The organism is Chitinophaga filiformis, assembly GCF_021646545.1.
GTDB lineage: Bacteria > Bacteroidota > Bacteroidia > Chitinophagales > Chitinophagaceae > Chitinophaga > Chitinophaga filiformis_A.
Genome location: NZ_JAKIRP010000024.1, coordinates 12,567 through 34,118, shown reverse-complemented (window position 1 = coordinate 34,118; position 21,552 = coordinate 12,567). Strand labels below are relative to the sequence as shown.

13 protein-coding genes are annotated in these 21,552 nt (G+C 48.0%); all 13 read right to left on the bottom strand.

Going from position 1 to position 21,552, the window contains the following annotated elements:
- Positions 1-27: 27 nt before the first annotated feature.
- The 13 genes from L3C95_RS33000 to L3C95_RS32940 all read right to left on the bottom strand — a co-directional run bounded on the left by L3C95_RS33000 (position 28) and on the right by L3C95_RS32940 (position 21,538).
- A complete protein-coding gene (locus tag L3C95_RS33000) occupies positions 28-1,269 on the bottom strand; it encodes a DUF4255 domain-containing protein (RefSeq protein ID WP_236394929.1) in 1,242 nt (413 codons plus the stop codon).
- A 2-nt stretch (positions 1,270-1,271) separates the two neighbouring features.
- Positions 1,272-2,090: a hypothetical protein gene (locus L3C95_RS32995; RefSeq protein ID WP_236394928.1), complete on the bottom strand. Its 819-nt coding sequence runs from the start codon at positions 2,088-2,090 to the stop codon at positions 1,272-1,274.
- The gene (locus tag L3C95_RS32990; protein WP_236394927.1) at positions 2,087-2,869 is read right to left on the bottom strand and encodes a hypothetical protein; all 783 of its coding nucleotides are present in this window, start codon (positions 2,867-2,869) and stop codon (positions 2,087-2,089) included. Before L3C95_RS32990 ends, L3C95_RS32995 begins: the two co-directional genes overlap by 4 nt.
- Before the next feature lie 23 nt (positions 2,870-2,892).
- Positions 2,893-3,399, bottom strand: a complete 507-nt coding sequence (locus tag L3C95_RS32985; protein ID WP_236394926.1) for a phage tail protein — start codon at positions 3,397-3,399, stop codon at positions 2,893-2,895.
- 12 nt (positions 3,400-3,411) lie between these two features.
- Positions 3,412-5,721 (bottom strand): phage tail sheath subtilisin-like domain-containing protein, encoded by a 2,310-nt coding sequence (locus tag L3C95_RS32980; protein ID WP_236394925.1) that lies wholly within the window; start codon positions 5,719-5,721, stop codon positions 3,412-3,414.
- A gap of 433 nt (positions 5,722-6,154) precedes the next feature.
- Positions 6,155-7,981 carry a glycoside hydrolase family 35 protein gene (locus L3C95_RS32975; protein WP_236394924.1) on the bottom strand — a complete coding sequence of 609 codons (1,827 nt, stop codon included), beginning with the start codon at positions 7,979-7,981 and terminating at the stop codon, positions 6,155-6,157.
- 13 nt (positions 7,982-7,994) lie between these two features.
- Complete coding sequence (locus L3C95_RS32970) at positions 7,995-9,476, bottom strand: glycoside hydrolase family 30 protein (protein ID WP_236394923.1); 1,482 nt, start codon at positions 9,474-9,476, stop codon at positions 7,995-7,997.
- A 1-nt stretch (position 9,477) separates the two neighbouring features.
- Entirely contained in the window at positions 9,478-11,148 is a 1,671-nt protein-coding gene (locus L3C95_RS32965) for a RagB/SusD family nutrient uptake outer membrane protein (RefSeq protein ID WP_236394922.1), read from the bottom strand.
- A 17-nt stretch (positions 11,149-11,165) separates the two neighbouring features.
- Complete coding sequence (locus L3C95_RS32960) at positions 11,166-14,270, bottom strand: SusC/RagA family TonB-linked outer membrane protein (protein WP_236394921.1); 3,105 nt, start codon at positions 14,268-14,270, stop codon at positions 11,166-11,168.
- 133 nt (positions 14,271-14,403) lie between these two features.
- The gene (locus L3C95_RS32955) at positions 14,404-18,339 is read right to left on the bottom strand and encodes a two-component regulator propeller domain-containing protein (RefSeq protein WP_236394920.1); all 3,936 of its coding nucleotides are present in this window, start codon (positions 18,337-18,339) and stop codon (positions 14,404-14,406) included.
- 125 nt (positions 18,340-18,464) lie between these two features.
- On the bottom strand, positions 18,465-19,364 hold the full coding sequence (locus L3C95_RS32950; RefSeq protein ID WP_236394919.1) for a sterol desaturase family protein: 900 nt from the start codon (positions 19,362-19,364) through the stop codon (positions 18,465-18,467).
- Between the two features lie 29 nt (positions 19,365-19,393).
- The gene (locus L3C95_RS32945; RefSeq protein WP_236394918.1) at positions 19,394-19,564 is read right to left on the bottom strand and encodes a hypothetical protein; all 171 of its coding nucleotides are present in this window, start codon (positions 19,562-19,564) and stop codon (positions 19,394-19,396) included.
- Positions 19,565-19,699: 135 nt separating this feature from the next.
- Entirely contained in the window at positions 19,700-21,538 is a 1,839-nt protein-coding gene (locus L3C95_RS32940; protein ID WP_236394917.1) for a sulfatase-like hydrolase/transferase, read from the bottom strand.
- Positions 21,539-21,552 lie beyond the last annotated feature (14 nt).

Sequence of the window (21,552 nt, the reverse complement as noted above, 5' to 3'; positions counted from 1 at the left end):
TTTGTATGCTGATTATTCAGTTGATAATTAAGGAACGACGATCCATCGTGGCGGCGATTCTGCGCCAGCTACCAGTATTCTCAGCGGGTACGTACCTGCGGCAAGACCGGCGGGCAGATTCAGCTCCATCGTACCGGGAGCAATAACACGGAATTCGCCCGCTGCAAATGCGCCGCCTGCATCTCTGTTCAGGCGCTGTTCTCCGATGTAAACAGCCACATCTTCCTCTGGCAGGTCCGCATGTTCAAAGAGATAACCATTTACCGTTACTATATTCCCTACAGGTCCTGTCACGATACCGATACGTGGGGATACTGTAAACGGGAACTGGTTGGAGCTATCCCTGAATTCACGCAGGCCTCCTTCCGGCGCCTGGCGTTTGCGTATCACTGTTACAGCCACGGCATACATACCTGGAAGCACCGGCACTGGTACGCCGGATTCCTGTAAGACGGCTGTCTCCTGAACCGTTGCCGTAATACGGCTGCCGCCGGCTTCCAGTTGCACATTCCAGGGAGCATCCGCTATGACGCGTTGTTTCCAGCGGGTATTCACCAGTACCAGCTCTATATCGCCTCCGCTAAAGCCGGTACCTGTTATTTCTATCTGCGTACCTGCTGCTGCCTGTGCAGGTTGCACTACCACCTGGCGGGGTACTGCCTCTCCGGGGATAGTGAACGTGATCGTGTTCTGACAGGCGGTAATACGCGGTGTACGTTCTGTAAAAAGATACGTTCCGTAGGTCAGTACCCTGCCGGTATAAGAGGTTGCCTCTTCCGGCTCCAGCAAGACGACAGACACCTCATAATAAGCTGCCAGTTTCAAAGGAGCCGAGCCGGCCGTCCAGTATTGCACTGCTTCTGTTTCTTTAACGGGCTGCAATGCTATGCGGAAGCGATTCCCGTTCCCATCGTTTATTTCAGGATGATCGTGCAAAGCTTTTATAGCGATGCTCATCATCAGTTGTTCATTGTATGCGGCGGTACCGTCTTCGAGTGTACTGTTGGCACTGAGCTGATAAAAGAGGCTCAATGCCATGGGCACGTACTTTACTGCAGGCTGGTCTTTCCCCGGTGCCGGCAGGTTCTTGTAATGGCTGTTCTCCTGTATATGATACAGATAAAAGCTCACGCCATCATTGGTGACCTTAGCAGGAGGGTCTGGCCGCACCTCAGGCGGTAATCCCAATGTCCACACAGGAGGAACGAACGCGTCCCTGATCACTTTTATCACCTGCTGTGTTACATATCCTAAATCGAATACAGCCATAATTATAATTGACCAAATCCAAAACTGAGTTTATGTATTTCATTGCTGCCGGGCGCCGGTATGGGGCTGCCTGTGCTGCGTTGTCTGTTACGTGGTACCGTTTGCACCGGTACCGCCGGAGGTGGCAACACTTCGACTGTAATACGGCCGATCGTCAACTTCGGCGGTGCCGTCTTCTTTACCTGGGGCACCGGCATACCTGCATCAGCGCGTGGCGTCAGTGTCGTAATAGCCTGCGGCGGCATCACGGGAGTTCGTGGCTGTGGAGCGACAACCGTATGTGTTTGTTGTGTTGGCGGTTGTATACGCTGCTTCACCTCTTTCTCCGGAGTATCCTGCCGGGGGGCAAAGACCTGCGAAGGTTCATCGGAGCCGGACTGCCGTTGCTGCTTTGCTACAGGTCGAACTATATCGTTCACTTTGCCGGTAATGAATACCGGCAAAGTGTTCGTTGCCGGTGAATGAACAGCCGGTGATGCATTAGTAGTAACAGTGTAGGTTTTATTTGTCTGCACATTTGCCGTTGACCTTTCGGGGAACCGTTCAAGATAAAGTATCCGGTGACGGACCTTCTCCTGTTGCTCCGGGACCTCTCTTTCCACCTGCTTTTGCACGGGCAGCGGTTGTTCGGGCAGCAGCTGCTCCACATGATCCTGTGTTAGATGAGGTGCAGGCAGTGCTGGTAAAGCACCCGCTGTGTCATTCCCTGTATCCGTCAGCCGGGGGCCAAACACTCCTGGTTGCTGTTGTACAGGTGTAAGTGAATGGGGCGTTATGGCTCCACCGGCTCTTACGGCAATCTGTGATAAATAATTATTCATCTGAATGCGGGTTGAGTATCTGTTGCTGCCTCAATAAAAGCAGCATAGGTGCGACGCAAACTCCGGGGCAGCTGCAGTATCTCCTGGTGCGACCAATGGTATGCCATCGCCAGCTGATGTATTTCGAGCGTCGCCATCCGCTGATCATTCTTCAATCTGACCAGCAGGAAGGATTGCATATCAAAAGAGACCTGTTGCTCTTTGCTGCATTCCGGGCAGTGCGCCAGCATTTCTTTCTGGAGCAGCGGCGCTACCTGTTCCATCGCCTCCTGTACCCCTGTTGTATTACCGGAGATGGTACCTGTTGCTGTACAGCGGGCTAACAACATCTGCACGGCTTCGTCAACCGGAAGCCCTGATACCGCCAGTTCGTCATCGCCTGTCGGCAGACGGAAACTATGTCCTTCTGCCGTCTGATACCATCCTTCCGTTGTCTGTATCAGGGTGCTCTTATCCCTTTCGGGTTGTGTATGCAGCAACAGATCATCCAGCGAAAAAACAACATCAAAAAGTGCATTACAGTAACGGCAATGTATTGTGCTTTCGATCCTGGCGCCATAGGTGTGCCGGTAAACAGCGGCCAGCAAACGGTCCCTGTCTGCCGTGGCAATTGCACCTGCCTGGAGCGATTGCCCCTGGCCAATCATTCCTTTGATCAGGTGTATTGCATCAGCAGTGCCGTAACCAGCTACTTTCAGCTCGTCCTGGCCGCAAAGCTCACGCAGTAAGACCTGCCGGTGTCCCGGCGTAAACTGCAATTCAAAAGGGTACATCAACATCCGTTATACTTTAAGCGAATACATCAGGTTTGTGCAGGTTCCGGTACTTCCATGTCACGTTCCCAACCTTCATTCTGCAGCACCATGCTTTCAATAGCCACTGCATTTGCGTTGGCATCCAGCTCGGGAAGCGCCTGGTAAGAAGATACCCAGCAACGGTATACCTTATACGCCCTGGCTACCTGCCCTTGCTCGTTCAGTAATTCTATCACAATATCTTTACGGAAGTTCTTTAGCGAAATAGCCACATCTCCCTCTACATTCCATACCAGTTTCGCCCAGTTCTCAAACTCAGGATCGTGTGTAACGCCCCGTTCGAGTGTGATCGGCTCAAACTTCCAGACAGCAGGAGTTACCCTGGGCGTACTGGGATCTCCCCCTTCGCGGTGAGATACGGGTTCTGTAGATTGCTTTAACGCGCTTACTTTGCTGATCCCGGCCACCACCTTACCATCCCAGCGCACGCGGAATTTGAAATTCTTATATGGGTCAAAGCGATAAGCGTTTACCACAAATTGATTACCTGCCATGATAAATAGTTTTTAAACTTGAATTTGACCAGCCATCTGCTGGAGATAAAGGACTACAAACTCCGCGGGTTTTAATGGCGCGAATCCTACCCATATATTGACAATACCCAGATTGATATCATTCTGTGTAGTTGTTTCACGGTCGCACTTCACAAAGTAGGCGTCATCGCGCTTCTGCCCCTGGAACGCACCCTGGCGGAACAGGCTATGCATAAAGGCGCCCACGTTCAGGCGGATCTGGCCCCAGAGGGGTTCATCGTTGGGCTCAAACACCACCCATTTCAGGCCGCGGTAGAGGCTTTCTTCAATGAATAATGCAGTGCGGCGTACAGGGATGTATTTCCATTCGCTGCCGAAATCGTCATCACCATCCATGGTGCGGGCGCCCCAGTTGACAATGCCATTGGGGAAGATGCGGATCGTGTTGATAGCACGTTTATTGAGCACGCCATTTTCATTATCGCTGAAACGATGTTCAAGCCCTGTAATGCCACGGATGTCTGCTTCTGTTCCTGCAGGCGCTTTCCATACACCACGGCTGCCGTCTGTACGAGCCATCAGACCAGCAATAGCGCCGCCAGGTCCTGTCTGTACATTGAGGCCGTTCTCACGGATGGTTAAGCGGGGATAGAAGATCGCACTATGATCTTTTACCAGTCCGATACGCAACTTATTTACTCCGTTGGCGGGATCAGTAGCCTGTTGTACGGTGTTCCATTGTTCCGGCGCATCCATGATCAGGAAAGCGCGGCGCTGCTGGCAGAATACGCTGGCGGGCCCCCAGAGACTTTCCACCATGCTGACACTGTGATCAGCGTCACGGGGCAGGATCATGAGGTTGAAAAGATCTACTTCTTTATCCAGTTTCAGGAAGGCGTCATTGTACTCCAACAAGGTAGGCGCATTACCTTCCAGGCCACCACCGAGCGCATAATAGCGAACGTTAGGCGTCTGGAACAAAGCGCTGATATTATAACCGTCAGCACCGGAAGATGCTACGGTACCGGTACTGGCATCGCTGCCATCTCCTGCTATCAGGGCCAGGCGGCTTCCCCATACCTGGGCTGTCCAGCGGAATGCAGGGTTAGTGATCTGGTGATCATTTATTGCATTAGCGATGATGGCCCATTTTTCGCGTACGCCATCATTATGACCTGTAACACTGGCCGGGAAGTTATCTTGGTATATCAGTGATCCTGCAACGGGTACCGTTCTCAGGGTAGTACCCAGATTGATGGCCGTACCGTTGACAGTAATAGTATTAAAGGCAGTCTGCTCCTGCTCAGAAAAAGTGACCAGGTCTGCAAGATCAAATACGAGTCCGTTGGGGGCCGGACGGGCACTTGCATAAGCAGATACTTCCAATCCGCCTTGCGCTGTACCCAACATCAGAGCGCGGGCCACATCATTGCTGGCGGCAGGTTCTATACGTACATCTGTATTACCTGCTCCGGTGATGCGGATCAGGAAAGTGTTGTTAGGGCCTGTGCCGGGACCATCCTGATTGCTTACTGTAACAGTCGCTCCTAATGGCAGGGCGTCGTTGATGATCTGTTCGATGTCTCCGATAATATTTGCGGCAGTCACCCCGGCACCCAGATCTACAGCAGACAGGTCCACATTGACAAAACCGGTATTGTTGACATTTATACGGAAGGCTTTACCGGCACCGAGTATGCCGATCATCGCTGTCCGGTAATCGGCATCAGCCGCCCTTATTGGTCTGCCGGATTGCGAATATCCTGCCGTTGCCACTCCGCCTATCACGGTAGCATTTACGAGGGCAGAATTCTGGCTTACATAAGTTTGTACATAACGCGGATCGCTGGGGTTCATGCTCAGGTTCTGCAGCAATTCCTGGTCTGCTTTTACCGTTTGACCACCACTGTTAGTCACCCAGCGGAAGACGGTGAGGTTGAACGTAGATTCCGGGAAAGGGGTATTGTAGGATACTTCCGCACGGATCGTATCACCTATCAGGCCCGCTGATTTTGCTGTCAGCCGGAGTACCGGAATGCCGCCTGAGTTATTAAGATCAGCATCTGAAGGGGCTGCACCATCTGCTATGCGCATGATATAACACTGGCTGCCGCCGTTCAGGAAGAACAGACGTACTGCACGCGCTAGTTCGCTGCCTGCATAACTGGATGAAAACGTCCGTTCAAAGTCACTGAAACTTAAACATAACACAGGCGTATTCAAAGGGCCTTGCTTTGTACGGCCTATAAATACGGCAACGGCCGTACTGACGCCTACGATAGTACGCACGCCACTGGGTACTTCCTGTACATAAACGCCCGGATAACTGGTTTGTACTGGCATAATGTTTAAAGGTTTATGAAGAGAGAATAGTTTTCCCTATACCTGAAAGGGTCACTTCAGGATATTAGATTTTTTTCTGCGAGAATTACTAGCAAAGATTAGAAATGGATAGCCCTATCTATGGATCCGGCTGTTATGGGTCGTAGATATGTTTGTCAGAAAACAAATGAAATGTCATGGCTTTGCTTTTGGGGGGTAATGGCCTTGTTTAGTTTTTCTTAGCTCTCTCTATCAGTAGTTCCTGTCGGGGAATTGTAATCAGTTTCTAGGACGATCAAATATATAAATTTAAAAAGTTAAAATAAAAAAAAAATCGGAACCGTTGTAAACGGTCCCGATTCATCAACTAATAATTGTGATGGGTTCACTGTTCTATACTTTATATCCATAATTTCTTCTGATCACTTAATATCGTCCTTTTGTCCCCCATCAATTATTTCAATACATCCAATATAGGATGTGATATCCCCGATAGTTTGTTCATTTCCGGTTTGGTCAATTCCATTACGACAATGTTGTTGGTACCTTTACGGAGCCATTCTGCCGGAACATATATGGTCTGCTGAGGACCTACCTCCCAGTATCTGCCGAGGTGATGCCCGTTGATCCATACAGCGCCCTTACCCCAGTTGCTCATATCCAGGTAAGTATCTCCCGGCTGATCCAACACGAATGCACCTTCTTTTAATGTTGGTACATTTGAACCTGTAATGTTCTTCTGTACTTTCACAGCAGGCAGCTTGTCAAATGGCAGTTTATACATCTTCCAGTTCCTGACTTCTTTGCCTGCCCACAGCACTTGTTCTGTTATTCCCTTTTTATTAGTCAGCAGATAAGGACCGAAGTTGATACGTCCCAGGTTTTCCAGCAGCAGATCAAGTTTCACTTTACCTGCAGGCAACTGCAACTGTATGCTATCCAGTCCGGATCTTCTGTCCAGCACTCCCACTCTCTTCCCATTCACCATTACGATACAATAATCCCTCAGTTCTTTCAGCTTTAACATGGCTTTCTTATTGCCCTCCAGCGTTGTGCTATACAACACCCATCCGTATGCCTGTCCCAGATCTTCGAAAGTAAGCGGCTTTACATTGCTGACAGGGGCGGGTAAAAAGTTGAACAATGGTGTTGAGCGTGTTAACTGAATATCCGGTATTTCAATCACCGGTCTTGCAGCGGGTATTTCCGGCAATACTGTACCAGCAGGTAAATGTTTGGCGATCACGGCGCGGAACTGCCTGAACTTCTCTGTAGCATTCCCTGCTTCATCCAGCGGCGCGTCATAATCATAGCTGCTGATCTGTGGTTCATATGGCGCATGATCATTAGCGTTCGCACCATTCATGAAGTCTCTCGTAGTACCTCCATGGAACATATACATATTGATGGATATGCCTGCAGCCAATACACTATCCAGTTTTCCGAGATACTTCTGATAAGGAACCGTATGATGTTTTGTTCCCCACCAGTCGAACCAGGCGGGATACCATTCTGCTATATAATAAGGCCCCTTGCCATTATGATTTTCATTTATCAGTCTTTTCACTTTCGCCGGATCGTCTACACCATTGATAGCCGGTAAAAGGCCTGGCAGATGGCCGTCTTTAATAGCCGGTTCAGGGTCACAGGTGTATAGCAGACCGTCAAAACCGGCTTCTATGAACATCTTGCGGTTAATGTCGAGATAGTCTTTATCATTTGAATAAGAACCATACTCATTCTCTATCTGCACCATCAGTATGTTACCACCATGGTTCACCAGTAATGGCGACAACTGTTTACCGACCGCCTTGATATAGTTCCTGTAAGCCTCCAGGTATTGCGGTTCTTTGCTACGTACGGTCAGTCCTTTGATCTGTTGCAGCCAGTACGGATAACCGCCAAATTCCCACTCTGCACATACATAGGGACTGGGTCTCAGCACCACCCATAGTCCTTCCTCCTGGGCTGTTTTCACGAAAGCAGCGATATCATTATTACCTGAAAAATCATACTGCCCTTTCTCCGGTTCATGTACATTCCAGAATACATATGTCCCGATGGTATTTAAGCCCATGGCCTTTGCCATCTTCATTCTCTCCCGCCAGCATTCACGTGGCACGCGGGGATAATGCATTTCGCCTGAGATCATCAGGAAGGGTTTACCATCCAGCAGGAATGCCGTATCTCCCAGTTCGAACGTATGTTTCCCTGTTTGCTGTGCACCTGCAGTCATGCTGAGCAGTGCCATCAGCAAAGCAATTAAGCCAATCCTTTTCATCCTTGGTCTTTTATTAATTAATACTTTCCGTCACCGTGACAACAGCCCGGCCGGGTATTGTGAGGCTACTATTTACCGCAAGAGGGTGTAGGTTATCCGCATCAGAGGTCACATATGAGCGAAGCCTCCGGAACTGTCCCTTCTTACGGTTCAGCGTAATAGTTTTGTTCTCGTTCGCACTATTGATAATCACTATACTGATGGTACGATCTGTATTTTTATACGCAGAGACCAGCAATGTACTGTCTCCTGCTATATCAGCACTGATCCTTTTTGCTCCGGGTCTTACAAAACGGCTGTAGTTGCCCAGTGCCCACAACATTTTACTGTCGCGGAACTGTCCATCCGCTTTATTCTTGTCTATATAGATCAATCCATCTTTATAATCGTATGGAGATATTGCCAGCCAGTATTGCCATGCCGCTGCATTAGCAATAGTCAGATCGTTATGGATGACACGGGCCAGGTACAACGCAGACTCCATACCATAATCTCTTTTTTGCCCATTGATCTCACCTGCGTTATCGCCGAGTATACAATATTCTGACTGCCAGAATCCCAGTCCATTTACTTTCTTCACCTGCTTCGCCACTTCCTCTCTTACCTGCACCGCTATATGACGGGGTGAAGTAGTAAAATAGCTATGGCCTAAAATACTGTGATACACATTTGGCAGGTTGCCCACATAATCAGGAGAACTGCTGTCAAAGAAAGCGGTGACCTGTTTTCCTTTCGCGGGTTTATCTCTTCCGTCAAACAGGTAGTTCAGCTGACCCGCTTCGCTGATCACTATTTTCGCAGACAGCTTACGTGCCGTGAGCGTTTTACTCAGGGTTCTCGTCAGCGCACTGATCTGATCATTGTTGTAAGGGCATCCCTCCTGTTTGTTGTCACTCCAGTCCCATTGTGGTTCATTCACAGGACTGATGAAGTCAAAACGGGTACCGGTGGTTTTATGGATGCCTTCAATTGCATCTGCGATATAAGTGGCAAAAGCATCGTATTTATCAGGACTGATGTTAGTATTTCCCTTGTAGGCAAAGGCTCTGCCGGTAAGGGTCAGATTAACAGGAGGACTGTTCAGGAAAGCCAGGAACTGTTTCACCTTTCTTTCTTTCGCCGCCTGCAGGAACCAAAGCTGTCCTGATTGGGCATCCCACCTGGAAGCCCTGTGCCATTCGTCTGTAATACCACTGCTGTCTCCCTGTTCGGCACTGCCTGCACCTATATTATAGCGCCACAGGGACAATCCGATGCCCTTAGGCTGCCCGGAGGAAGTCGTGTCTGTGCTAAACAGCCAGTCAGCCATTCTGTTCTTCTTTTCTGCCGGCCAGTTACCCACGAATTGTGCCGACCAGGCATCTGAAGCGCCAAAATTGTCAATCGTCTGATACGTCACTTCCGGATCGATGCTTATATGCACCGCGGCGGTCTGTCCCGCCGCGGTATGCATACATGTATAAAGCAGTAATGCCGATACAATGATCAATTTCATACTAATATCCTGTTGTTTGTTCCAGCTTATTATTTGAAGCCTGGATCTCTGCTCTCGGAATAGGCAGCCAGTAGTTCTTTTCAGCGAATGCGCGGTTGCTTAATGCCACTTTCCTCGTATATACAGGCTTACCGTTGTTCATCTCCACTGTTATACCATAAGCAGGAACGTTTTCTGTTTCCATTGCGATCTTCCAGCGACGTACATCATAAAAGCGGTGCTCTTCGAAAGCCAGTTCCACCTGCCTCTCCCTTCTGATCGCTTCTCTCATCTGGTCTTTGGACAGTCCAGCCACCAGTGCAGGTTGCTGAACGCTTTCACGTTGTCTTACCTGGTTCACCGCAGCATATACGGAGGCGTCAGGACCTACTGCTTCGTTCTGCGCTTCTGCATAGCTCAGCAGGATTTCCGCATAGCGGAGATAGATCCATGGCTGTAAGCCGGCTACGTTCCATGGGTTATCTATAGGATTGTTATCATCCATGAATTTACGCAGGTAATAACCGGTTTTAGAAGTATTCCAGTTGGAAGGTCCGTCTTTACTGTCTTTTCCGCCGGGAGTATACGTCTTAACAGTATCTCCTCTGTAAATAGCTCCATTATAAAGCACGGTAGCATAAAAACGGGCATCGCGGTTTGCATAAGGATTGGTGGCATCATATCCGGAAGTGGCATCCGTGATCGGTTTACCACTCTTCATTTCGTAAGCATCCACCAGGTTCTGCAAGGGTATGTTTCCGCCCCAGCCATTATAGCCATTTGGTCCGTTTGCTATTTCCAGGCATACGTGGCGTGCACCGATCGCATATTGTCTGGCGAAAATAATCTCATTGCTGCCGGCGGTCAGGAACAATTTCGTATAATCCGGCGCAATTGAGTACTGGTTCATATCCATCACCGCTTTTGCGGCAGCTGCAGCATCTGCCCAGCTACCTGCATTGTACAGAGGACTAGCCGCATACAATAACAGACGTGCTTTTAATGCGAGGGCAGCACCTTTGGTAGCGCGGCCCGTCTGCCAGCTATTGTCGTTCACTGCAGGCAGGTACTGTGCTGCAGAATCCAGCTCAGCCACTGCATAGTCTATACATTGTTTCAAAGAGGACTTGGTATAGAGGGAGGCGTCGGTCATATCGTCGCCAAGATTATACACTTTGTCACCCATTAAAATAACACCGCCATAGTTCCTGATCAGATCCTGGTAACGGAAAGCCCTGATAAAATGCAGTTCACCTCTCAGTTTAGCTCTTAGCTGGTCGCTCATTCCCACCTGCATAATATTGTTCAGGCCATAGTTACATTCGCGGATGCTGCGGTAGCTCCTGCCCCAGATGGTACCGGCAATACCCGTATTTTCCGGCGCGAGCAAACCTCTCTGTATCAACCAGGTATTATCATCGTTATTGTAAATAGCCTCGTCTGTCAGCGCACTCCACATGGCATATTCAAAGCCCCTGCCGAAGCCCGGAGGCGTGCCCTCTGCTTCCTTGTCCTGCAGTTTTACGCCCATATAACGGTTAATGACATAGTTCTCAAACAAAGAGGAATCAGCCAATACTGCCACATCTGCGATCTTATCAGAAGGTACGATATCCAGGTAATCCTTTTTACAGGAGGTGAATATTCCTCCGGCAAAAAGCATCGCGTATAATATATTCTTACTAGTTTTCATTGATGGAATTTTTACGATTAAAACTTAACATTCGCTCCCACATTCACGATACGTTGCTGCGGATAGAACTGTCCGCTGCTGCTAAAGCCTTCCGGATCATAGTCTTTCACTTTTGTGAAAGTGAACAGGTTGAAGGCGCTGGCGTATATTCTCAGGCCGGAGATATTCATACGGGATAAAATACCTGCATTCACATTATAGCCAAGTTCCACGTTCTTAAGACGGAGGAAAGACGCATTATTCAGCCAGAAGGAGTTCTTGTACAGACCTCCATTATTAGAAGAAGAAGCCCTCTCATCTACTTTAGGATAGGTTCCGTTAGGGTTTGACGGGCTCCAGCGGTTATCTGCCCAGCTGCTATAGTAGTTACCGATAGTACCTGACTCCGGTAATACATACTGGCTTACACGTGCCTGCCCTGCAAATACCACTGACACATCGAAACCTTTGTAATCAGCGCCCAATACAGCACCGTAAGTGATCTGAGGAATATTGCTATATGGCATTCTTGTCTGGTCATCTGCAGTGATCTGGCCATCCTTGTTGTAATCTTCATAGATCAGGTCACCAAGCTGCGCGCCTTTCACGTGCGGATACTTATCCAGGTCAGCCTGTGATCTGAAAATACCTATCGCATTATACAGCAGCTCTGTATATAGCGGTCTGCCGGTTTTGCGCTGATAATCCAATGTTCCGGCAGCTTCGTCCATGAAAATCACTTTGTTTTTCGCATAGGTGAAGTTTGTGCTGATATGATAACCAATGCCGCTGGCAGTGCGGTTGTCATATCCCAACGTAGCTTCTATACCATTGCTGTTCACCTTTCCGATATTCTCAGAAGGCACCAGCGGGTCAGCATTGTATGGGTTTACGATACCTGACAGCTGTGGGATAGACGCATTTCTTGGCGTGAGAATGTCACTACGTTTCTGCTGGAAATAAATGAATTCCATTGACAGGTGTTTCAGCACCTGTGCATTGAAACCCACATCCAGTTTCTTCGCTACTTCCCAGGTAATGTTTGCGTTACCGAGCTTGGTCAGATCGATACCGGAGTGAATAGCCGAACCAATCACGTATTGGTTATTCAGCGAGTAGTTGTCGAAATACTGGAACAGTCCAACATTATCATTACCTAATGTACCATAAGAAGCACGCAGTTTCAGGTCGTTGATAAAGCCTACTGAAGACTTAAACCATTCTTCCTGTGATACGCGCCATCCGGCAGATACTGAAGGGAAGAAACCATATCGTTCGCCTTGCGGGAAAGTAGAAGAACCATCGATACGTGCCTGTGCCTCCAGGAGGTATTTTTCGGCGTAGTTATAGGCCAGTCTGCCGAAATAACTCTTCCTGGTAAAAATGTAGCTTTTACCGGAGTTGTCCTTATCTGTAGCAGCAGCTCCGCCCTGAGACAATTCAGGTGTCAGCGTAGTCGGGAAGTTCATCCTGTAGGCGCCCAGACTATCCAGGGATGTTTTACTTTGTTCATACGCGATAAACGCACTTACATCGTGTTTACCAAACCTGCGTGCATAGTTCAGTTTGATATTGGAGGTAATCAGTGCCTTGTTCAGCTGTCCTTCGGACAGCGTAGCCATCTGGTTGGAACCACCTATTACAGTTTTCTTGTAGGTGTTGGTTGCTGCTACAAAGTCATACACTGCGTAGGGTTTAGCAAATGCTTTGGAGAAGCTCCATGATTTATCGAGAGAGACGAATCCGTCCAGGGAAAGACCATCTACGCCCGGAATGGCATAACTACCTTTCAGGATACCATTGAACACCTGCGTAGGGTTTCTGTTGGTACCACCTATATCGGTCGCCTGCAGTATCGGGTTATTGTTCTCAATACCTGAAGTTGGCAGGCCATTGGGATAACGTGCCGCTACTGTAGGATAAGCACGGTAGATGGAACGGAAGATATCTCCAGCTCCGGTTACCGGGTACATACGGTCTTCTTCACGGCCTGACAGATAGAGACTTACTTTCAATCTTTTCGTAACGTCCGCATCAATATTTGATCTGAAATTATATTGGTTGTAATCTGTTGCGCCATTTTTATAGATACCGTCCTGTTTGATCATACCCAGGGACACGTAATATCTTACATTTTCACTTCCGCCGTTTACCGACAAACTATGCTGGCTCTGCAGCGCTGATTTCTTCAGCGATTCTTTCTGCCAGTCTGTATTCGGATAATTCAGGGGATCAGAACCATCTCTGAACTTCTGTATCTGTTCGGCGGAGTATACCTGGTTCATACCAGATGCAGGCTGTGCATAATACTGGATCTCGTTCCTGATGGTGGCATATGTTGCCGCATCAGCCATTTCAGGCAGACGGGTTGGAGAAGAAAATCCCTGGTTGAAGCTGTACGAGATCACAGGCTTACCTGTTTTACCTCTTTTGGTAGTCACCAGGATCACCCCGTTTGCCGCACGGCTACCATATACCGCTGCAGATGCATCTTTCAGTACACTGATGCTTTCTATGTCATTGGGATCCAGCCTTTCCAGACCGCCGATCTGTCCGGGCACCCCATCTACCACTATCAGTACGTCATTATTACCGGTGGTTGCCTGTCCGCGGATGCTGACATTGGAACCATCGTAACCTGGCTCACCGGACCTGTTGTTTGCAATTACACCAGAGAAGCGGCCAGCCAGTGCGTTAGACACGTTTGGCTGAGGGCTTTTTACGATATCTGCCCCTTTAACCACAGAAATAGAACCGGTAAGGGTTGCTTTTTTCTGGGTACCATAACCTACTACCACCACTTCATTTACATTCTGACTCACAGAGGTGAGCGTTACATTTACCGGCGCGGAACTTTTAACCGCTACTGCCTGGCTTACGTATGAAACGTGATTGAAGATTAAGGAATCGCCTACATTGGCCGACAGGGTAAACTTACCCTCGTCATTTGTCAGCGTTCCCTGGTTGGTTCCTTTTATACGGACACTCACACCGGGAACCGGTCCCCCCGATTCGGACACCTTCCCCGTAATATTTAGCTTTTGCGCCCTTAATTCTGGTATCAGGGACAGGGAGAGGAGAAGGACCATCAGCAACTGTCGTAGTGACACTAATTTCACTACCGTCGATAAACATTTTTTCATAACGTACTTTCCTTTAAAATTGATTGATAGCTGGTTGCACTATGATTACGTGGTAATTACGTGACTAAATTAGGTGGATAAAAAGGACCCGCAGAGGGGGTAAATCGCTTAAAAAAGGGGGTATTTTCATATTTCAGACTGCAGAATTGTCTGATTTTACCACGTTCAGATCCTGGTTGAAAGAATGCCTGTACTTTTTTACGTAAGCCGAAGGATTCATTCCAAACAGTTTGTGAAACTGCTCCCTGAAATATTTAATATCAGCGATTCCCACCTGAAAGGCAGCCTGGTTGACGGTGTAATTCTCCTTTAACATCAGAACGGCCGCCTTCCTCAGCCGGATGGATCGGATAAAGGCATTGATCGTTTGTCCTGAGATGGATTTTACTTTTTTATAAAGACTGGAATGGCTCATGCCGATCGCCTGTGTGAAGGTTTTAATAGTAAAATCTTCATTCCCCAGGTTGGCTTCTACTATTTCTATACATCTTTTTAAAAAGTCCTGGTATTCGGCAGGCACTTTTACGTAGCTGGTCCTTAAGGTGATATTTTCCTGGAAATATTGCTGTAACAGGTTACGGTTCCTGATGATGGTCTGCACTTTTACCAGCAGCAGGGCACTGTCAAACGGTTTGGTGATGTAATCATCCGCACCGCCTTCTATTCCCTCAATTTTTGCCTCGGATGACGAGGAGGACGTCAGCAGAATAACCGGGATATGGCTCATAATATCCGTTTCCTTGATCTTGCGGCACAACTCAATACCATTCATTCCCTCCATATGGATGTCACTGATCACCAGGTCCGGCATATACTTTTCCACGGCGGCAAATCCTTCTATGCCATTTTCCGCTTCGTAGACAATGTATTTATCGGCGAAAAGCCGGTGCAGATATTCCCTGATCTCTGCATTGTCGTCAATCAGCAGGACCGTCCTCTTTTCCGTAACCATTTCTTCCGGGGATACCGGTTTTTCCGGCTCCGGCTTCCGGTACACCTCATCGATCAGTTCATCCAGGAGCGCTGATTTCTTCACTGGTTCCGCTTTCAGGGCAAGCGCGTCAAAATGCTCCGCCCCCGTTTTCAGATGGACACAAAAGGTGGTTCCCTCATTCACCTTGCTCGTATAGGAGACCTTACCCTTATGATTTTCAATGAATTTCTTCACCAGGTAAAGCCCGATGCCGAATCCGGAGCTATGACTGGCCCCATGCTGGAATTTGTCAAATATCCTGTCGCCCATATTCTCAGGGATACCGGCGCCGGAATCCTGCAGAAAGATATCAACTCCTCCCACTGTCTGCTGGATACGGAAACAGATCTCTCCCCCATCCGGAGTAAACTTAAATGCGTTCGACAGTAAATTGAAGAGCGCTATCTCTATCTGTTCATAATTGGCGTATATCTCCAGGGCACCATTATTGTCTGCCAGGAACTGGTACCTGATATTTCGCGATTCGGCCTGTTGGGTAAAACAGAGGAATACCTCTTCGCATAATAAAGTGATATTAAATTTAGCCACCTTAAGTTCTTCATTATCAGCTTTCCGGAATAACAATAGCTGATCCACCAGGCTTAGTAAACGCCTGGCGTTTCTGTATACGACCCCCAGTTTCTCATTGTCTTTCAGCTCTTTCAGCGGATTGATAATCAGTGTAAGCGGGGTACGGAATTCATGGGAAATATTCGTGAAGAAGGACAGTTTCTTCTCGTTGATCTCTTTTTCCTTTTCACTTTCCAGGTGCGCCAGGCGGATCTCGTATTTCAGCCTTTCCTGCCGGGACTTGTACTGTATATAAAGGTAGATGATACCCAGGATTATCGCTATATAAACACCATAGGCCCAGGGCGTACGGTACCAGGGAGGCAGCACGATGATCGTAAGTAAACGTTTCTCCTCCCCCCATTTTCCGTCGGCGTTCGTCACTTTCATCAGGAAGGTGTAATTCCCTTCGGGGAGGTGGGTATAATTGGCCGTACGGGATTCCCTGGCATCGTTCCAGCCTTTATCCCAGCCTTCCATCTGGTAACTATACCCGATCTTATCCGGGGAAGTATATTCCAGGGCCACAAAGTCCAGCGAAACGGCTGCCTTGTCGTAAGGGATGGTGATCTCTTCTATATTCTCCAGGGATCTTTTCGAAATGTAATCATCGTTCTGCGCTGCAGGAACATTATTCAGGCGAATCGCTGTCAGGAAAACCGGCGAAAAATTGCTCCGCTCATAGATACTGTCGGGATGGAAAATATTGAGTCCTTTAATGCCCCCGAAAAGGAACTCGCCCGATCTCATTCGTAAAGCCGCATTAAAGGAAAACTGGTTACTCTGCAGCCCATCTGTCTGCGAGAAATTACGGCAGGTATACTGTACAGGATCAAACTTTGCTAACCCGTTGAAAGTGCTTATCCACAGATTGCCTTTGTCATCTTCCAGCAATCGGAGCACTGTATTACCGGGTAATCCTTCCGCCTCGGAGAAACGCCTGAACTTACCGGTAGTTGTGTTGAAGAGTAGCAACCCTCCTCCCTCTGTGCCTACCCACATATTCCCCTGCCTGTCTTCGTGGATAGCCCGGACGGTATAACCAACCGGAAATATGCGGTGTTGTTTATGATCGCGGTCTATTTTTATCAGTGAGGAATAGTTTCCGCCCCACATATTTCCTTTGCGGTCTTCTGCCAGGCACTGGATATTTACCAGCGACCTGTCAAATAGCTCAAAAGTGTCGGCCTGACGGTTTAAAGTGTATAAGGTACCATTATTGGAAGTACTGGCCCACAGTCGTTTCTGCGCATCTTCATAGATAACCCATACATTATTCTCCGTGGCTTTCGTAAATGGGTTAAAGCAGGCATAGTGATCAAATGCATCCCGGGCTTTATTATATCTGTTAATGCCTCCGAACCAGGTGGCAATCCACAGATTATCATGCGAGTCATGCAGCATGCCGGTAATAAAATTGCTACTGAGCGCCTGTTTGTTTCCCGCGTCGTAGCGGTATTCCTTGACAGTCTTGTTTTCCCGGTTCCAGTATTTCAGTCCGCCGCCATCCGTACCTATCCATAGATTCTTCCCGTCTGCCTCACAGAAGGAAAGAATGAAGTTATCGACCGTACTTCCCTTGAAGGAATGTTGCTCAAATAAATTGCGGCGGTTATCTATAATATTAACGCCGCCACGCAGGGTACCGATCCACTTCCGGCCTTCCCTGTCCTCGCAGATCGAATAAACGGAATTACTGCTCAATGCATAGTCGCTGTGCCGGGCTTCTCCATCTCTGACCACAAATATCCCATGACCATCAGAGGCCGCCCACAGTATCCCCTGTTTGTCCGAACAAAGATTAACGATCTTGCTTCTTTCTTTCAGATAATTGTCTGAGTAGGTACCATTATATTTAAAGAGACCTTTATCTGTCCCAATCCAAAGGTCTCCGTTTTTGTCCACCTTCAGGCAGTTGGCTTGCTTTAACTCCCTGTTGATCACTGTAACAGCAGCTTTGCTGCAATCATATTTGCACAATCCTATGTCCTGGATGAAAATATAAGCGGCCGTTTTATCTGCATTGAAGTCAATAGCAGTCACTTCATAATTCAGGTGATTATCTACCGCGATCTGGCGTCCGGCGGCGGCATGCCTGTTGAACAGCAAGAGGCCCCTGCTTTCTGATCCCACGAGCACCATGCCCTGATTCCCCGCTTTAATAACGTGAATATTTCCCTCTATCGGCTTGCCGGTTGCTGCATTTCTGGCAACAGAGAAACGTTCATTTACCGGGTCGAAAATGCTTACTCCTTTTCGTCCGCCGATCCATAGGCGATGGTCGGTATCGCCATCTATTGTATAAATACCATTATCTATAAGAGAAGTACTGTCGCCTATCCTGTTCCTGTAGATCCTGAATTTGTAACCATCATACCGGTTCAGTCCATCATAGGTACCGAACCACATGAAGCCCTTATAATCCTGGTAAACATTTACAACTGCATTATTGGAAAGCCCATTTTCTATACTTAGATACCGTAAAGGTTGCTCAGCAGCAAAGAGACCATTTATGGAAATGGTCATCCATATCAACATTGTCCACCGCATTCTGTAAGCGCTAATTTGTGGTCAAAATAGCGATTTTATTTTAAAAAAAGCTCCCGGGGGTTATTAGTCCCCGGGAGCACACATGTATGCGGCCTTATGTTTTATACTTCCGCAACAGCTGTTGGTACAACAGGTACACTGTCTCCCACCATCGGCCCGCCTGCCGATAGCTCACTACCTTTCTTGCGTGATTTAAACAGGGGCCAGAGGAATTGCGCATACCACTCTTCCTGTTTGTAATGTTTGATGCCATATCCGCTGGGATACTGCCTGGTAATGATCCCCGTGCCGAATATGATATCCCAGATAAAGAACATATTGCCAAAATTTCCTTTATAATATCCTACGCCATCGTCACTGGTATCTGCATGATGCGCATGATGCGTGGCCGGTGTGGAGATCAGTCGTTCCATCACCCAGCCAATAGGCTGCAGCCAGCGGATAGTATAGAAAGGCTTATCCCATTTAATGCTGGAATGTGCGCCTGTAGTGATCAATGCCTTGATGCCTGTCACAAATAATACCGGGTAACCCAGCCCGAGATATACCAGGGTCGTGGTGAGGTAGATCTGTGAAAAAAAGAGGGTATAAATGATATTCTGCCGGCTGGCCATTGCCATACCCATATAGGGCGCGGAATGATGCGTGCGATGGAAACGCCACAACCAGGGCAATTGATGATGCAGCCGGTGATACCAGTATTGCGTCAGATCATCTCCTACGGCAATAATGGCGAAACCCCACCAGAATGGCACCCATGCAAATATATTTTTTGCACCGGGCAACAGTGTGGGGAGTAACAGTACACCCAGGTAAGCAATGAGTGGTCGCACGACGATCCTGGGCACCACGAAACACACAATGTCCAGTATCCGTTCGTTGTTGGTCCAGTGGTTCTCATACAACCCAAAGGAAAATTCTACAATGCCAATGATCAGCATGATGACTGGCAGTCCCCAACCATTCAGGTTGGTAAAGATGAGTTCTATATAATGTACCATTAGATAAAGTTTTAAGTACCGATACAATGTTATCTCGATGTTTTTACAGCTGCCTGCGGATGTTGCTTCCACGGCCTTTCACCACTCAATCTGAACGACAACAACATCAACAATACAGGCAATGCGTACAGCACGATGCTTATCAACGCGTCTCTGATAATTCTCTGCTGCGTGATCTTATCTGTTTTCATGATGATCATATTTTTATGTTAAGAGCCAATGCTGGATCAGCCACAGAGCGCCAGCGATGATAATTAAGGGTATCAAAAAAATGATAATGCCTATAATGATCTTCCTGATCAGTAGTAAAATGTCCTGTACTATCATAGCGGTCATCATTTAGGAGCAGCGGTGAGTAATTTCTTCGAGTTGATCAGCCTTGCCCTGAACACATCATCCCAGTCGATGTACGGATAGATATTATACTTCTTCGCATCCTGTTCGAAAAGACGTTTCAGTTCTGCCAGCTTCTCCGGATATTTATCCGCCAGGTTCACCCGCTCATTGAAGTCTTCATTCAGGTTGTACAGTTCCCATACATCTTTGTCAAAGTCTTTATTAACTGCTTTGCCTCCGCCTGAAAAGCCATTCAGGTCTTCATAGTTGGGGTGATGTGCAGCACCTGCCTTCCATCCGTCTTTATAAATAGCCCTGGATCCGAAAATATAATAGTACTGTTCTGTGTGGCGGGAAGGCGCATTGGCATCTGCAAAGGAATATACAAGGGAAGTACCGTGCAGGCTATCCTGTTTAATGCCCCTGATGTGTTCGGGGAAGGGAATATGGAGGAATTCCAGTGTTGTAGGCAGGAGATCTGTTACATATCCGTACTGTGTACGTATTTCGCCTTTGGCTTTGATTCCTTTTGGATAATATACGATCAGCGGATTACGGGTCCCTCCTTCTGAATTGGCGTCCTGTTTCCAGTATTTAAACGGTGTATTGGCCGCCTGTGCCCATCCTAAAGGATAGTTGGCGTCAGATTCCGGTGTGCCTATCTGGGCGATATGTGCCTCATTGAACAACCTGGCTGAATCGCGGGACAGGGTTTTATTTCTTCTGGGTGAATGACCATTTGCCACCACACCTTCCAGTGTCCCTTCCTTACTTGCGCCGTTATCGCCAATTACAACGAAGATCAATGTATTATCCAGTTGCTGAATGGATTTCAGGTAATTGACCACGCGGCTAACCTGGTAATCGGTATAAGTCAGGTAACCAGCGTATACTTCCATAAAGCGTGCATATAGTTTTTTCTGGTCAGGTTTGAGCTCATTCCAGGCCTGTATGTATGGATCTCTTTCCGGCAACTTTGCATAGGCAGGAATAATGCCCAGCTTCTTCTGATTGGCGAACACTTTCTCTCTGAATGCATCCCAGCCATCATCGAACTGTCCCTTATAGCGGTCGCTCCATTCGGTAGCCACCTGGTGAGGAGAATGCGTGGCCGCCGGCGCATAGTACAGGAAGAAAGGCTTATCAGGCGCTGCGGCCTTCTGCCTGGCGATGTAGCTGATCGCTTTATCTGTGATCTGCTCACTTAGATGCCGGCCATCAGGTTTGATGTTCGCATTATCTTCCACTAATGCTGGTTTATACTGGTCTGTAGCAGAACCGAGGAAACCGAAGAAATGTTCAAACCCTTTACCGGAAGGCCAGCGGTCGAACGGACCTGCATCCGAAGTATCTTCATCGGGTGTGAGCCCATATTTGCCTACAGCAAAGGTGTTGTATCCATTCTCTTTCAGGATCTCGGCGATCGTTCCTGAGCTGGATGGTATACGCCCATCATATCCCGGAAAACCGGCAGAAGAAAAGTAATGCGCAAATCCACCCATATGCACTGCATGATGATTCCTTCCTGTCATCAGGGCCGCACGCGTAGGTGCACAGATAGCAGCAGTATGGAAATTAGTGTAACGCAGGCCATTGTTAGCCAGGCTGTCAAACGTGGGTGTACTGATCACACCTCCAAAAGTACTGGTGGCGCCGAAGCCTACATCGTCCAGCAATATCCATATAACATTGGGAGAACCCGCCGGAGGCTTTACCTGTGCCGGCCACCACTCTTTTGATTCAGCCAGCGTACGGCCCACTGTGCCCTGGTAAGGTTGCTGTGCACGCAACGCAAAGCCAGTGATTAATGTGAATGCACTTAAAACAAGAAATTTCATGTTGCTTAATTATT

What these genes read in the sequence shown, in the direction of transcription:
- L3C95_RS33000 (WP_236394929.1), bottom strand. Translation starts at nt 1,269, where the DNA reads ATGGCTGTATTCGATTTAGGATATGTAACACAGCAGGTGATAAAAGTG.
- L3C95_RS32995 (WP_236394928.1), bottom strand. Translation starts at nt 2,090, where the DNA reads ATGAATAATTATTTATCACAGATTGCCGTAAGAGCCGGTGGAGCCATA.
- L3C95_RS32990 (WP_236394927.1), bottom strand. Translation starts at nt 2,869, where the DNA reads ATGTTGATGTACCCTTTTGAATTGCAGTTTACGCCGGGACACCGGCAG.
- L3C95_RS32985 (WP_236394926.1), bottom strand. Translation starts at nt 3,399, where the DNA reads ATGGCAGGTAATCAATTTGTGGTAAACGCTTATCGCTTTGACCCATAT.
- L3C95_RS32980 (WP_236394925.1), bottom strand. Translation starts at nt 5,721, where the DNA reads ATGCCAGTACAAACCAGTTATCCGGGCGTTTATGTACAGGAAGTACCC.
- L3C95_RS32975 (WP_236394924.1), bottom strand. Translation starts at nt 7,981, where the DNA reads ATGAAAAGGATTGGCTTAATTGCTTTGCTGATGGCACTGCTCAGCATG.
- L3C95_RS32970 (WP_236394923.1), bottom strand. Translation starts at nt 9,476, where the DNA reads ATGAAATTGATCATTGTATCGGCATTACTGCTTTATACATGTATGCAT.
- L3C95_RS32965 (WP_236394922.1), bottom strand. Translation starts at nt 11,148, where the DNA reads ATGAAAACTAGTAAGAATATATTATACGCGATGCTTTTTGCCGGAGGA.
- L3C95_RS32960 (WP_236394921.1), bottom strand. Translation starts at nt 14,270, where the DNA reads ATGAAAAAATGTTTATCGACGGTAGTGAAATTAGTGTCACTACGACAG.
- L3C95_RS32955 (WP_236394920.1), bottom strand. Translation starts at nt 18,339, where the DNA reads ATGACCATTTCCATAAATGGTCTCTTTGCTGCTGAGCAACCTTTACGG.
- L3C95_RS32950 (WP_236394919.1), bottom strand. Translation starts at nt 19,364, where the DNA reads ATGGTACATTATATAGAACTCATCTTTACCAACCTGAATGGTTGGGGA.
- L3C95_RS32945 (WP_236394918.1), bottom strand. Translation starts at nt 19,564, where the DNA reads ATGATCATCATGAAAACAGATAAGATCACGCAGCAGAGAATTATCAGA.
- L3C95_RS32940 (WP_236394917.1), bottom strand. Translation starts at nt 21,538, where the DNA reads ATGAAATTTCTTGTTTTAAGTGCATTCACATTAATCACTGGCTTTGCG.